The sequence below is a fragment of the Microbulbifer maximicatervae (SeqCode) genome (assembly GCF_052467065.1).
Genome location: NZ_CP174299.1, coordinates 4,835,495 through 4,850,582, shown reverse-complemented (window position 1 = coordinate 4,850,582; position 15,088 = coordinate 4,835,495). Strand labels below are relative to the sequence as shown.

Annotated in this window: 8 protein-coding genes; 5 read left to right on the top strand and 3 right to left on the bottom strand. The window is 51.5% G+C overall.

The window, feature by feature from the left end; translation table 11 throughout:
* Nucleotides 1–49: 49 nt before the first annotated feature.
* The gene (locus ACJJI1_RS21445) at nt 50–667 is read right to left on the bottom strand and encodes a trimeric intracellular cation channel family protein (protein ID WP_444957943.1); all 618 of its coding nucleotides are present in this window, start codon (nt 665–667) and stop codon (nt 50–52) included.
* Between the two features lie 215 nt (nt 668–882).
* Here ACJJI1_RS21445 and ACJJI1_RS21440 point away from each other — a divergent pair, with 215 nt between their 5' ends.
* A complete protein-coding gene (locus tag ACJJI1_RS21440) occupies nt 883–1,782 on the top strand; it encodes an EamA family transporter (protein ID WP_444957942.1) in 900 nt (299 codons plus the stop codon).
* A 477-nt stretch (nt 1,783–2,259) separates the two neighbouring features.
* Here the strand turns inward: ACJJI1_RS21440 and ACJJI1_RS21435 are convergent, their stop codons facing one another.
* The gene (locus ACJJI1_RS21435) at nt 2,260–3,444 is read right to left on the bottom strand and encodes an acyl-CoA dehydrogenase (RefSeq protein WP_282932536.1); all 1,185 of its coding nucleotides are present in this window, start codon (nt 3,442–3,444) and stop codon (nt 2,260–2,262) included.
* Between the two features lie 320 nt (nt 3,445–3,764).
* On the opposite strand from ACJJI1_RS21435, the gene ACJJI1_RS21430 reads away from it, so the two are divergent.
* The 4 genes from ACJJI1_RS21430 to ACJJI1_RS21415 all read left to right on the top strand — a co-directional run bounded on the left by ACJJI1_RS21430 (nt 3,765) and on the right by ACJJI1_RS21415 (nt 13,558).
* A complete protein-coding gene (locus ACJJI1_RS21430) occupies nt 3,765–5,201 on the top strand; it encodes an efflux transporter outer membrane subunit (RefSeq protein ID WP_444957941.1) in 1,437 nt (478 codons plus the stop codon).
* The gene (locus ACJJI1_RS21425) at nt 5,201–6,439 is read left to right on the top strand and encodes an efflux RND transporter periplasmic adaptor subunit (protein ID WP_444957940.1); all 1,239 of its coding nucleotides are present in this window, start codon (nt 5,201–5,203) and stop codon (nt 6,437–6,439) included. The genes ACJJI1_RS21430 and ACJJI1_RS21425 overlap by 1 nt, the downstream gene beginning before the upstream one ends.
* Nucleotides 6,432–9,590 carry an efflux RND transporter permease subunit gene (locus ACJJI1_RS21420; protein WP_444957939.1) on the top strand — a complete coding sequence of 1,053 codons (3,159 nt, stop codon included), beginning with the start codon at nt 6,432–6,434 and terminating at the stop codon, nt 9,588–9,590. Before ACJJI1_RS21425 ends, ACJJI1_RS21420 begins: the two co-directional genes overlap by 8 nt.
* Before the next feature lie 380 nt (nt 9,591–9,970).
* The gene (locus ACJJI1_RS21415; RefSeq protein WP_444957938.1) at nt 9,971–13,558 is read left to right on the top strand and encodes an amino acid adenylation domain-containing protein; all 3,588 of its coding nucleotides are present in this window, start codon (nt 9,971–9,973) and stop codon (nt 13,556–13,558) included.
* A gap of 105 nt (nt 13,559–13,663) precedes the next feature.
* Here the strand turns inward: ACJJI1_RS21415 and ACJJI1_RS21410 are convergent, their stop codons facing one another.
* Complete coding sequence (locus tag ACJJI1_RS21410; protein ID WP_444957937.1) at nt 13,664–14,899, bottom strand: MFS transporter; 1,236 nt, start codon at nt 14,897–14,899, stop codon at nt 13,664–13,666.
* Nucleotides 14,900–15,088 lie beyond the last annotated feature (189 nt).

The following is a 15,088-nucleotide window of genomic DNA, read 5'->3' as shown; positions in this document are numbered from 1 at the left end:
CTGTGACTGCTACTAAATAGTGGTTTATGGTTCCAGACCTTTGAGCGGGTCAGTGCTTGCCGAAGCGTGCCACTGGCGCGGAGATATTCCAGCGCAATGCTGCGAGGCGAATCGCTAAGGTCACAAATACAGCAATAGCCACCACCAGCTCATGGGGTAGCCACCCTACATTGTCCAAGGCAACGAGTATGGCCGTGCCGGTAAGGGCAGCGGTGGCATAGATCTCTCGCCGGAGTAAAAGTGGAATGTCACCGGACAGCACATCCCGAATCACCCCGCCAAAAGTACCGGTCATTACGCCGAGCACGATTGCGATGGTCGCGGAATAGCCCAGTTCTAGTACTTTCTGGGTTCCGAGCACCACAAAAACGGCGAGTCCGATGGCATCTGCCACCATTAGCAGGCGCATAGGGACCTTTAGATAGCGTATCAGGTAAAAGCTTACTACACCGGTAATTGAGGCGATCCACAGGTAATAGGTGTGCTCAAGCCAGAATACAGGGACGTTGAGAATAATGTCCCGGGCGGTGCCGCCGCCAATAGAGGTGACGCAGGCGAGTACCACGGCACCAAATAAATCCATCTGTTTGTGGCCGGCGGCGAGTACGCCGCTGAAGGCAAAGACCGCGATACCGATCAATTCAAGCCAGTGCAGCAGCTCATCCATATCATCGTTACATCCAGAGATTGGCGGGCAGGGGAGAATAGCACTTCTGTCTACGCAAAGGGAATTGAGCAGCGATCTACTGGTGAGAAGTGTGAGGCGCCGCAATAGATCGGTACCAGGGAGCTATTGAAGCAATTACAAAGGGCCCATTAGGCGCAGAAGAGTAATGGAGGCTGCTACCCTTTGGTTACGTCCATTGTTTACTGGCTGTATAGATGCCGTATAGAAGCATACTGTTGGCTTTGCTGGCAGTCTCAATTTTTGGACTGAATTACCCGATAACCAAGGTGGCGCTGGCCGACTTCCCGCCAATGTTATTGGCTTCGGTTCGCTTCACCCTCGTCGCTGTTCCTCTGGTTTTCTTTTGTCCATTCCCCAAGACCTCGATCCTCAATGTTGTTGCGCTCGGCTTCTTCTTAGAGTTTCTCTCTCTGGGGTTGATGTACTACGCCATGAAGGCCGATATTCAAGCGGGTGTAGCGTCACTGCTAATGCAGTCGCAGGTGCCATTCACCCTATTGCTATTCGCAATGCTGTTTGGCGATAAGATAAATATGCAGCAGTGCTTGGGTTTGGTAATAGCGGCTGTAGGGTTCTCTGTATTCTTCTACTATGCCGATAAAGGTGGGTCGACAACGATAGTGGGATTTATCCTTATCATGGGGGCGGGGCTGTCTTGGGCGATAGCGAATATCGTATTCCGCAGGATGCCAGGAGTTAACTTACTTCATTTAATGGTTTGGGCTTCATTGGTGCCGCCGGTACCTCTTTTGGTCTTGTCGATATTTTATGAGAGCCCTACTCCCTGGGTTTTCTTTTTTCAGGCGCATACGGCCAGTTGGTTTTCAATTGTTTACCAAGTGTGCATGGTGACATTGGTTGGTTATATTTTATGGGGTGATTTAATTCGTCGCTATTCCTCTGCCTGTGTTTCACCATTCGGGTTGCTGGTTCCTATTGTGGGAATAATCGGTTCATCAATTATCCTTGGTGAATATCTTACATTTGTCGAGTGGGTAGCGACTTTTGTCGTGTTGCTGGGTATTGCTCTTTGTGTAGTGAAATTAAATGATCGAAATCCGGGGCAAGAGATTGTTGATGTGGAGGGAAGTTAGGGGAGACGTGCAGAATACGGCAGTCTAACGTTCTTTATACTGACGATGGAAGATACCCTGCCTATGTCGTTGGTAATAATTTTATTCAGCTTGTTGGGCTCTCTGTTTGGGCTTTCCGCGCTTCCCAAAACTTCCTTTTTATACCTTTATTGAGAGTTTAATAATTGCTGAGGGCTGTCTTTACTTATTTCGCGGTTCGATGATGCGTAAATGGTCACAGTCAGTTTTGGCCTGCTCTCAAATTATTATTACTTTAAATCCAAACGTTTTTTTCGGTGCAGTACTTTGCTTGGTGTGGGTAATAATTTAATACTGCTCCACAGTCTATGCGCCGCCTTTTTGCGTGACTATTCCGAACTTTAGTTTAATGGTTTTGTGCTACCAACCTGGGGGGCGAGGTAGAAGTAAGGAGATAAGAAGTGATGGGATAAGGGCGATGCCCACGGAAAATACCGTGAGCATCGAACTAGACGTGTTTTACACGAATGCTTGCAGGCCGGTCTGGGCGCGGCCGAGGATCAATGCGTGTACGTCGTGGGTACCTTCGTAGGTATTTACAGCTTCCAGGTTCATCACGTGGCGAATTACGTGGAATTCGTCGGAGATGCCGTTGCCGCCGTGCATATCGCGAGCAATACGCGCGATATCCAGTGCTTTACCACAGTTGTTGCGCTTCACCAGGGAGATCATGGTGGGGTCGAACTGCTTGTTCTCATCCATGATGCGACCTACGCGCAGGGAGGCTTGCAGGCCCAGGGTAATTTCGGTCTGCATGTCCGCCAATTTCTTCTGGAACAGCTGGGTTTGAGCCAGAGGGCGGTTGAACTGGGTGCGGTCCAGGCCGTACTGGCGAGCGGCGTGCCAGCAGAACTCACCGGCACCCATGGCGCCCCAGGAGATACCGTAACGAGCGCGGTTCAGGCAGCCGAAGGGGCCGCGCAATCCGCCAATTTCCGGGAACTTGTTTTCTTCCGGAACGAACACATTGTCCATCACGATCTCGCCGGTAATGGAGGCGCGCAGTGAGAACTTGCCTTCGATCTTCGGTGCGGAGAGGCCTTCCATACCTTTGTCCAGCACGAAGCCGCGAATAATATCGTCGTCATCTTTCGCCCAAACAACGAAAACGTCGGCGATTGGGCTGTTGGTGATCCACATCTTGGAGCCGCTGATGCGGTAGCCGCCATCGACTTTCTTGGCGCGGGTTTTCATGCCGCCGGGATCGGAACCCGCATCGGGCTCGGTCAGGCCGAAACAGCCAACCCATTCGCCGGAAGCCAGCTTGGGCAGGTACTTCTGCTTTTGCTCTTCGCTGCCGTAAGCGTAAATCGGGTGCATAACCAGGCTGGACTGAACGCTCATGGCGGAGCGGTAGCCGGAGTCAACGCGTTCAACTTCGCGCGCGACCAGGCCGTAGGAAACGTAGTTGAGACCGGCACAGCCGTAGCCTTCGATGGTGGAACCGAGCAGGCCCAATTCACCCATCTCGTTCATGATTTCACGATCGAAGATTTCGTGGCGGTTACCCTCGAGAACTCTGGGCATCAGTTTGCTTTGGCAGTACTCACGTGCCGTGTCGCGCACCATGCGCTCTTCGTCGGTCAGCTGTTGGTCCAGCAGCAAAATATCGTCCCAATGGGCGAGTGGCTGATGTTTACTCATGGTTTGTCTCTTCTACTTCCGTTATTAATTCCACCGGAGCGTCCAAGGGGGCCGGCTGAAGAAGGCCGAGCACCTTTGTACAGAGGGGAGACTTTTTGGATAAGCTCCGCGTCAAACCCCGATGACTATTCAGTTTAGTGTGCCGCATCATACCGAAGTAGTCGGTTTTCGGCACTCCTGCGGGCAGCAATTTTTTGCCTGATTTTACGCATGCTTTGTAAACAAGAGTAAAACGCATTGCGAGCGATTTTGGGGGGCGGATAATGCACGCAATAAATCTCTATTTTTTACGATTAAACGTTTAATTTCGGTGATATTCCTTGTCCTTTTACCGTATTTTGGCAATTTGTGTTCCGCTGCTTGTCAGCTGTAGTTCGCAGCCAATTGAGACCATTCAACCCGATGAAAATTTAGGGTTACCAGAATCTTTTCGTGCATCGGGTACCGTCGCACCGAGTTTGCGCTGGTGGCGAGATTTGGAAGATCCGCAGTTGGACAATTTGGTACAGCTGGCACTGAAAGATAATCCGGATATTCAGGCTACCTATTGGCGATTGGAGCAGGCCGCAGCCACTGCGCGGGGAGCGCGATCGGGCCTTTGGCCAAGACTGACCGCCAGTATTGAAAATACTGAGCAGCGCTACTCTTCCGGTGAGTTCACCGACCCCTCTGCGGAGGGCAATAGTTGGAGTACCCGTATCGCCGCCAGCTATGAAGTGGACCTTTGGGGGCGGGTCCGTGCCGGTGCCAGTGCAGCAGAGGCGGCTTACCTGGCCCAGGAACAGAATTTACAGACGGCAGCCCTGACCCTGGCGAGCGAGGTGGCAGCTACCTGGTTGGAGTTGCGGGAGCAGTGGGGGCAGCGGGATTTGCTGCAACAACAGCTGGAGATCAATCGCAAAAGCCTGAAGGTTCTGGAACTGCGCTTTGGTCGCGGCGTCTCAGGTGCAGCCGATGTTTTGCAGCAACAGCAACTGGTCCAGCAGTCACAGCAGGAACTGGATGAGGCGGAAGCGGATGCCGAAACTCTAAAAGTACAGTTAGCGGTGCTTTTGGGTATCAATGTCGAGGAACTTAGCAGCATTATTCATGAACAGGCCGGGTTGCCGGTATTACCAGCCCTGCCAGAGACCGGCGTGCCATCGCAATTGCTATTGCGCCGCCCGGATGTCGTTGAGGCGCAGCGAGACCTTTTACAGGGCTATCACTTAGCTGATGAGGCCTGGGCCGATCGACTGCCTGTATTTAGTTTGTCTGCGGTAGCCAGCAATGGCACCAGTTTAATTAGTGATGTGACTGAAAACTGGCTTTTGGCCATTGCAGCCTCCATTGAGGGGGTGATTTTTGATGGTGGCGCCTTGGCATCAGCCCGGGAGCAACAGGACGCCGTTCTGCAGGAGCGCTGGGCGCTCTACCGCAGTGCAGTCAATGAAGCCTTGTCTGAAGTAGAGCAGGCCTTGATTCGAGAGAGCCTGATCGAGCAGAGACTCAACCATCTACGTGAGCGTGAGCGTCTCGCAGACCTTTTGGTTCTGCGCCAAAGCCGCGCCTATGCGCGGGGGACCATCGACTTCCTCAATGTGTTGACCGCGACGAGTGAACAACAGAGTTTGGCGCGACAAATCTTGTCTGCCGAGCGCGAACTAATTGAAAACCGAGTAGTACTTTACCGCGCGCTTTCCGGCGGGATCCCCCAGGCGGATCTTCCAGCCCCCGAGCCAGTGGATTTGGAGTTGTACCTGGAGGGAAATAACTGATGTTGCAGAAACTCAATTGGCGCCTGCTGATTCCCATAATTTTGGTGGTGTTGGCATTCCTGGCCTTCAACTGGATGATGCGGGAAAAACCGTCGGTCAGTCGCGGTGAGCGCAAATCGCCACCGCCGACAGTCGATATAGCCGTTGCTGAGCAGGGTCGTTTTCCTGTAACCCTGAGCGCGCTGGGTAAAGTGAGTGCCCGAGAGTTAGCGGAGTTGGAGCCCCAGGTACAGGGGCAGGTGCAATGGCTCGACTATGATCTGGGCCCCGGAGCCGTAATGCCAAAAGGGCAGGTGCTGTTGCGTATTGACCAGGAGCCCTACCAGTTGGCCCTGATGACTGCCCAGAGTGCCCTCGCCGAACGCCGAGCTGAATTGCAGCAGGAGCAAGGACAGCAGCAAGTTGCTCAAGAGGAATACGAGCTTCTTGGCACAGCCTTGTCTGGAACGGATAAGGCTCTGGTGTTGCGCGAGCCTCAGAGAGCAGCAGCAGAGGCGGCAGTAAAATCCGCAGAGGCAAATGTGGCTTTGGCTAAACGCGATCTTCGACTTACCGAGATTCGCGCCCCATTTGATGCCCTGGTAGTTGAGCGTGATGCCGACGTCGGTGATCGTGTCTCTCCGGGAGATACGCTCTACAGCCTCGCTAGTGCCGACCGTTTCCAGATTGCCGTTGAGGTTCCCGCGTCGCAACTGCACCGGCTCGGACGCGGTGATGTTGAAGTTCGAATTTACGGCAGCCAGTGGCCGCAGGGCGTCTACCGCCGCGGTGAGTTTGTCCGGGTTATCCCGGTACTGGAAGAGCAGGGTCGTCTCGCCAGTGTGTTGGTAGAGCTGGAAGACCCGCTTTCCGTCCAGGATCCGTCCCAGCCGCAGCTGCTTCTCAACGATCTGGCGAAAGTAGAGATCGTTTCCCAAAGTGAGGATGAACGTGTGCGAATCCCCCTCACTGCGTTGCAAGACGGCAACAATGTGTGGGTGGTTCGCGAGAACCGCACCACGGTTCTGCCGGTAGAAGTGGCCTATATGAGCGGCGACTTTGCAGTCCTGGAGCAGGGGCTCAGCGGTGGAGAAGCCTTAGTGACGACCCGGTTGGTAACCGTTACTGAAGGCATGCCGGTGCGAATTGCCGGAGACAGTAATCGCCAGCAGCGTCCGCCGATAGATGCGGCTGCCTCTGCGGAACGGCCGCCAAGACGCGGCCCCGGTGGACCCAACGCTGGGGGCGCAGATGACTGAGCAGAATAGATCCAAAGATACGGTCGATACCCGCACGGGAGCCATCGCCTGGATGGCGCGCAACCACGTAACTGCCAATTTGTTGATGTTGGTCTTCTTGATTGGTGGTTTGATTTTTTCGACCATCGTTAAAAAGGAAGTTTTCCCGGAGTTCAGCCTGGACACTGTGAGCGTGTCCATATCCTATCCCGGTGCCAGCCCTGAGGAAGTCGAGCGCGGTGTGCTGGTGGCTGCAGAGCAGGCGGTGCAGGGCTTGGTAGGCATCAAAGAGATGACCGCGAGGGCCAATGAGGGTAGTGCCTCTTTAACACTGGAGCTGGAAGGCGATGCTGATGCTGCCCTGGTGTACCAGAATATTCAGCAGGCTATCGATTCTGTTACCACCTTCCCCACAGATATTGAGCAGCCCCAGGTCAGTCTGGCCGAGCGCAAACGGGATGTGCTGGATCTCGTACTACACGGCGATCTTACCGAGCACAACCTGCGCGCGTTGGCGATGCAGGTTTACGATAAGCTCGAAGCGCACAGTGGTATTACCCAGCTGGAAGCGCGGGGGATGCGGGACTTGCAAGTGGCGATCGAGATTCGCCGCGATGACCTGCGTCGCTATGGGCTTACCCTGCTGGAAGTGGCAAACATCGTAGAAAATGCAGCGGTAGATATTCCCAGCGGCAGTGTTAAGTCTGATGCGGGGGAGATATTGGTCCGGGTGACCGAGCGCCGCGATTGGGCTCGTGAGTTCGGCGATATTGTTATTGCCCAGGGCGCTGGTGGCGGTGCCGTTTATTTAAAGGATGTTGCGAATATCAGCGACGCGCTTGAGGAAGAAGCGCGCAATATGGTGTTTAACGGCGAGCCAGCTATCAGCATCAAGATCTACCGAGTGGGCGACCAGACACCAATGAGTGTCAGTGAGGCTGCCCATGAAGTCGTTGATGAGGTCAGGGCAAGCCTGCCCCCGGGGGTGACCCTGACAGTTCGCGATGACGACTCAGAAATTTTCAAAGCGCGTCTGACCCTGCTGCTGAAGAATGGTTTTATCGGGCTCTTATTAGTATTTGTTGTGCTCGGAGCCTTTCTGGAATTGCGGTTGGCTTTTTGGGTAACACTGGGCATTCCTACCAGCTTCCTGGGGGCATTGCTATTCCTGCCTGGGCTGGATATTTCCATCAGCATGGTAAGTATGTTTGCCTTTATTATCGCCCTTGGAATAGTGGTGGATGATGCAATTATTGCCGGTGAGAATATCCACGAGTGGCGGCAGAAAGGTTACAGCAATCTGGAGGCTGCCGTTGCCGGTGCCCGCCAGGTATCGATACCGCTCACATTTGCGATCCTGACTAATATTGTCGCCTTCCTTCCATTGATGGCCTTACCCGGCTTTATGGGCAAAATCTTTGGTGTGATTCCCTTTGTGGTGGGCTCGGTATTTATTATTTCCTGGGTGGAGGCCCTGTTTATTTTGCCCGGTCACTTGGCCCACTCTCGTCGTGGCTATAAAAGTCGCCGGGCGCGCCGCTTTGCCGCGCGGCAGAAAATGCTGGCGCGGGGATTGGATCGTTTTGTACAGCAGCGCTTTAGGCCCTTCCTGGATATATGTATCAAGCACCGCTATACCACTATTGCCGTGGCGGTAGCGGCGCTGCTGGTGGTTGGCGGCTATGCGGCTAGCGGCCGTATGGGCTTCACCTTGATGCCCAGGGTGGAGCGTGACTCCGGTCGGTTTGCCGTCACCTTTCCCACCGGAACGGCACAATCCCAGCTGGAAAAAGCGCGCTCGCAGATTATTATTGCTGCCGATAGGGTGCTCGAGCAATACGATAAAGAAAAGGTCTTCCTGGGGATTCGCGGTTTGATGGGCGATGACGCGATTATGGTGGACGCTTTCTTTGTTCCCGCAGATGAGCGTCCTTTTTCCACCGGTGAGTTTATTCGCGCCTGGCGCCAGGAAGTGGGACCCATTGCCGGTGCCCTTAGCGCGACAACAGCTTCTGACCGTGGCGGTCCCGGCGCTGGCTCCTCGTTAACCGTGGAGCTTCGCCATACCGACACGGATACCTTGGAGCAAGCTGCGATACGTTTAGGGGATGAACTGGAGAAATTCCCCAATGTCAGTGATATCGATCCCGGTATTTCCCTCGGTAAAACCCAGCTGGACCTTACGCTGACTGAAACGGCCAAAAGTTTGGGTATGTCTGCGGAGGATATTGGTCGCCAATTGCGGGCAGCGTTGTACGGGGCTGAGGCCCTGCGCCAACAGCGCGGCCGGGATCAGGTCAAGGTCATGGTGCGTTTGCCTGAGGATGAGCGGGCCAATATCAATGATGTGAATAGCATTATGATTCGGGCCAGCAATGGACTTTGGATGCCCCTGCCTGATCTGGTAAAAATTGATAAAGGGCGCGCCTATGCCACGATTAATCGCCGGGCGGGCCGCAGGGTTACAACGATTACCGCCAATGTGGAGCCCAGTGACCAAGCGACACTCGTCATTAATGAGCTGAATGAAAGTGTGGTCCCCCAATTGAAAGCTGAATTCCCGGGACTTAGCGTTTCCTATGAGGGACGCCAAGCGGAGGAGCGAGAGGGGTTGGCGAGTTTGGCGATGACCTTTGCCCTTGCGATGGCGGTGCTGTACTTGCTATTGGCAATTCCCTTAAAGAGTTACGTACAGCCGTTGATCGTAATGGTGGCGATACCCTTTGGTGTGATCGGTGCGTTACTTGGTCACTTGGGCATGGGGTATGGACTCAGTATGGTGAGTCTGCTGGGTATGGTGGCACTGGCCGGAGTTGTGATTAACGATACTCTGGTAATGATTGAGTACAGCAATCGTCTCCGAAATGATGGCGCCGATTTGGAAAGCGCGATCAAGGGAGCGGCAGCGCGACGTTTTCGCCCGATCGTCTTGACCACCATAACAACTTTCTGCGGCTTAATGCCGATGATCTTCGAAAGCTCGGTGCAAGCGCGCTTTATGATTCCAATGGCGATCTCGCTGGGCTATGGAATACTTGCTGCCACAGCGATCTCATTGTTATTGGTACCCTGTCTCTATTTAATGATGGGTAAAGATATTCCCCAGTTGTTTGCAAGGTTGAAAAATATCATCGCTCGCCTTGGTCGTAGCGGTGCAATCGCACAGAAATAAATTCAATAGTAGCCGGTATCTTCTTATCGGCTATTTTCCTCCGAAATTTAATTTTATGACTGATATTTAACTATCAGTTTCCAAAATACGTTTCTGTCTCCCTGAATACCACCTTCATTTAATTTTCCTTTATGACTTGGAACTGCGGTAGCTGAAATACTGCTCCAGTTCAATGTTATGAAATTATTTCCCGGCATACTTCCAATTTAGCAACTGATTTTCAAGTAGTTCAAATAACAGAAAATTTTGACCAAATTTGAAAGACAGGGAAATGAATTGAAAGTTAGTTTCCGGATTTTAATAAGTATAAAAGGTAATGTTCAGTGTGCAGCTCAATAAACAAACATAACGCCCAGTCCTTAGATTTTGAATCGGGAGAAATGGGCGCTGTATCATCAGGAGATACAGTTTGCGATTTGATCGAAAGACAAAAGCTAAAGAATCCTGATCAAGTCGTTATTATCGATGGCAACACAGAAATAAGTTTCGCTCGCCTGATGAAACGGGTCGATGGGATTGCCGCTGATTTGGTAAATCGAGGGGTTGAGCCTGGTTCCTTGGTTGGAGTCTGTATGAGTCGATCCTGGGAGCTGGTCGCGGCTTTACTCGGCGTAATGCGAGCAGGTTGTGCTTATGTCCCATTGGACCCAACTTATCCGTTAGAGCGGGTGCGATATATGCTCGAGCACTCCAGAGCCGCTGCAGCAATCGTTGATTGTGACGAAAACGCAAACTTGTGCCTTGGCGTGAAAGAACTGGTATGGATCGATGAGTTGCGAGAGCAGGCACCGGAGTTTTTACCGGAACATACCAGGCCGCAAACGAGTGATTTAGCCTATGTAATTTACACATCCGGCTCTACTGGAAGCCCGAAAGGGGTTGCTATCGAACACCGAAGCCTTATCGCTCTCAGTAAGTCCATGAGTGAGCTGTTGAGCGATGGAGAGCTAGAAGGCGTTTTGGCTTCGACCTCAGTTTGCTTTGACCCCTCGGTGATGGAAATCATCGGGACTCTTTCTCTGGGCGGCCGAGTTATATTGTCGAAGAATATTTTGGAGCTGCCAAAACTTCCCTCTCGAGAGCAAGTGCGAACTTGTATCACCGTTCCATCTGCGGTTCAGGCTTTACTTTCGATAGACAAATTGCCTCAGGGAGTGCGTTGCCTGATTTTTGGGGGTGAAGTACTTAAGCAATCCCTGGTCGAGCAAATATATGCGGGGGCTGAACAACTGCGGATAGTTAATGTTTATGGCCCCACAGAGGACACGGTTTACTCAACTTATTCAGAAATTAGCCCCGATAGCGACCAAATTACGATTGGAAGGGCGGTTTCAAGTTCACGCGCATATATTTTGGATGAGAGATTAGAGCCAGTTGCTCCCGGCGAGGAGGGGGAGTTGTATTTGTCTGGTGATAAGCTAGCTCGGGGCTATTTAAATGATGAGCATCTGACCGAGGAGCGTTTTATACAGCAAGCTTCCAACTCCCGAATTTCCGATCAGCGCTTGTATAAAACGGGAGACCTTTGCCGATGGACAGCAAATGGAGAAATAGAATACTTGGGGCGCGCCGATTGCCAGGTGAAGATTAGGGGCTATCGTATTGAACTTGAAGAAATAGAATCGGCAATTGAGTCTATACCGGACGTTGATGCTGCCGCTACTACCGTTATAGATGGCGGGGCGGGGCAAAAGATTCTAGTGGCCTATATTGTTGCTAGCGAAAAGACAATTACCGAAGTAGCAGTAAAAGAGTTTCTTGAACAGCGCCTTCCAAAATTTATGGTCCCCCAGTTTGTCAAGCACCTGCAAGAGCTGCCCTTGCTACCCAACAATAAGCTGGATCGTAAACGATTAGCCCTCCTTGAAGCGGAGCTTGTCGTCCCAACTGAAAGCAGTTTGGCTGCAAACGATGATATTAATCGAAGCCGTGGAATGGGCGAGCACTTCGCAGGTTTATCAGTAGATAGCGAGGCAATTTTTACTTCAATTATCCGCGGTGAGATGGCTTCCATCATGAACCACCCAGATCCGGAGGTTGTGCTTCCAGAGATAGCCTTCGACAAGCAGGGCCTGGATTCGCTGACAACATTAGAATTGGCCAGCCGGTTGAGTCATTGCATTGGACACCCCCTATCTGCGCAAACAATCTTCGATTATCCCACGCCGAAGCTATTGGCTGGCTATATGCTTGATTTGACGGAAGGTAAGATCAGTAGTAAGTCAGCTAATGAGGTTGCCAAATCTGAAATTGATGCGCTAGCTAACTTCCAGTCCCAGCTCCAGTTGAGCCATCCAACTTTTCAGGCCGCAAAGGCGTCATCCTGGTCTGCTTCTGACAAAAGTAAGTTGGTGCAGGCGGTGATAGCCATGGCAAACAATCAGAAGAGGAATCCTTATAGTAAGGTTTTACGTACGGGTAGTGGGACGCACGGCACTGTTACAGATGTTTATAACGATGATACCCAGGATGCAATTATTTGGACGACCAATCTCTACCTTGGCTTGAATAGAGATAAAGAAGTTATCGAACAAGCATCATCTGCTGTACAGCTTTTCGGAACAGGAATGGGCACTTCAGCGGCGGCATCGGGCCTGACGGACCTTCACCTCCAGTTTGAAACGGAGTTTGCTGATTTGGTAGGCAAGTCTGGAGCCTGCTTGTTTCCAACGGGTTATACGGCCAATGTTGGGGTGGTGGCAGGAATATTAGGTAAAGATGATGTTGTGGTTATAGACCAACTTTGCCATGCCTCAATTGTTGACGGTGCCCGTCTTAGTGGTGCCAAAATTAGAACTTTCCAACACAATAATGCCTCTGACCTGGAGTCAGTGCTGGAATCTGAAGCATCTCCCTACCGAACAACGCTAGTGGTTCTCGAGGGCGTTTACAGTATGGGGGAAGGTGCTGCACCGGTAGCTGAAATCGTGCGTGCAGCAAAGAAATACAACGCCTTGACCTTAGTTGATGAGGCACACTCATTCGGTTTTTATGGTGAGCGTGGTGCCGGTATCTGTGCGGCTCAAGGTATTACTGATCAAGTTGATTTTATTATGACAACACTCAGTAAGTCGCTCGGTAGCCTTGGGGGTGTAGTTGCTGCGAGTAAGGAGTACGTTGACTTACTGAGGTCCTCAGCCAGGGCATATATCTTTCAGGCTTCTATCAGTCCTGCAGATATTGCAGCCGCATTGACTTCTTTGCGTCGGATTAAATCTGACGATGGACTGCGCGATCGATTGTGGGATACGACCCGCTATATGCGCCGGAAATTCGAGCAGGCCGGATACGATTTGGGAACAGGTGATGGGCCTATTATCACACCCCATTTTAAAGATAAAGATAAACTATATGGGATAGTCCAAGCGCTTTATCAGCGCGGTATTCAAACCTCAGCTGTCACTTACCCGATAGTTGAGAGCGGCCGCGGCCGCCTGAGGTTGATCTGCTCGGCAGCTCACACGAGGGAGGATGTTGATAGGACCGTGGAAGCTCTTATTGAGGCTGAAAAAGAGGTTGATGCTCAATCCCAGGAAGCAAAAGAGGAAGCTATGGATTTGGGGCAAGCCCTCGCTGAAATTGGTGAGTGGGCAAATACCTTTTCTAACTTCTTACAGGAATATATCAATCGACTATCCAGCCCCGTGCCCAACTTGTGCTTGTCCGTGAGTGTTACTGAACAGTTTGAGCCGGTGAGGATTTTAATTGATGGCGGCAAAGTAATCTTGAGTGATCTCTCGGTCAACGACGTTCCTTTTTGCTCAGTAACGCTAAGAAACCAGAGATCTGTCACGGCCTTGCGGCTTCACGATGTTCAGTCGCTGCTTGATGATATTTGTACAGGTAGCTGCACCTTAAGCGGTCAGGTTGAGCCATTTATATGGTGGGTCGCCCGTATTCTAGATTTAAGTGTGGAGGTAAATAACCCTGTAGACTGTGGATTAGCTAGAGAGCAGGCGATTCATTAACTAATGAGGGGCGAGGTATAAAGTTATGGGCCTTTCAGCTTATCCTGATGGGCCCATGTCTGTTGTCACTGGCAGAGTAGGTCAGTTACGTATTTGCCTGGTTTTTCACTTTGCTACGCCTGGGAGTTTGCGCCAGCTCCAGCGGATTAAAACAAATACTAATATCGATGCAGCTGCTGTAATGTAAAACGGTAAGCGGATATCAACTTCCATTGCTATGCCCCCTGCGAGCGAAATCAAGCTTGCCACCAGCGTGAAGCCCGCAGTAGCTATTCCCATTACCCAACCCTGTTCCGTTTCATCGACACTATTGGCGAATATATTCAAGAGGGCGGGGTAAGCTAGCCCAAAGCAAAGGTACGCGAAGAACACACTGAGATAACATAGCCAAATATGGCTGCTGAATACGAAGACTAACGCACTCGCCCCCATCACTAAGGCGGAAAGCATAACTACCAGGGGTTTAGTCCAGCGGGACAAAACAGGCTTGACCATAAAGAGACTGGAAATTGCCACCGCAATACCCATAGTCAGCATGGCCATACTGGTTATTAGCAGGCCAGCTTGGAATCTGCTGCTTAAATAGTTTGTGATAAATATATAAAAGCTGAGATGCACCAGCATGAAACAGAGGTAGGCAGGGCAAAGTCGGACGACGCGAGGGCGGTCTTTCAGGTGTATAAACTGAGTAAATAGATCCAGAAAGCGAAGCCTAAGCTGCATCGGGGCTTGGCGGGTATCGTGATAAAAGGTCAGGATCAAAAACAAAGTAATAGCGACAAGTACCAGAGCAAAGTAAAAGGGCAGTTGGATACTGGCTATGCTCCCCAATAGCTCCCTGTCTGCCAGGACTCCTGCCATAATCGGTCCAGCTACTGCCCCAGCACTCATTCCGGCTACCAATAACCCTAGGTTCTTGGAGGCCTCCAGCTCACTTTGGCTGGCATCAATCATTGCTGCTTGAGCAATTGGTTGGTTTCCCGCAGTAAAGCCGCTGATCACTCGTCCGAGAATAAGAAGCCAAAGACTATTGCTTAGCAAAGAGAGAACAGTGATCGCGTACCCGGCCATGGCCCCCACCAAGCACAGCACCATGGCAGTTTTGCGTCCAATGCTGTCAGACAGTTTGGCGATATATACGGACCCAATAAACCACGCCAGAAAGAAGCTGCTGATCACAACTCCATAGTACAAGTGCCGAGTTGATTGTGGCGTATCAGTAGGTAGGAACTGGAATTTTGTCGACATAACCAATTCATTGATGATCGGGAACAGCAATCCCTGACCCATCAGATCTACAAAAACTACTGCCAAAAGGGCTAAACGGCACATGGCAGACATAACCACTTCCTCCCCCAGCTTCAGCTTTGCTGCCTAAAGCAAGATAGCAGGTGATGAATAGGTGACGGAGCCTGTCATTGAGCAGCGTAAGCCAGGTAAGAGCGATAGAGCTATTTGAGACTAAGCGCACGGTTAGTTACCCGGGAATAAAGGCGGTTAAGACAGTTGAGGCTTGCTCTATATATCAGA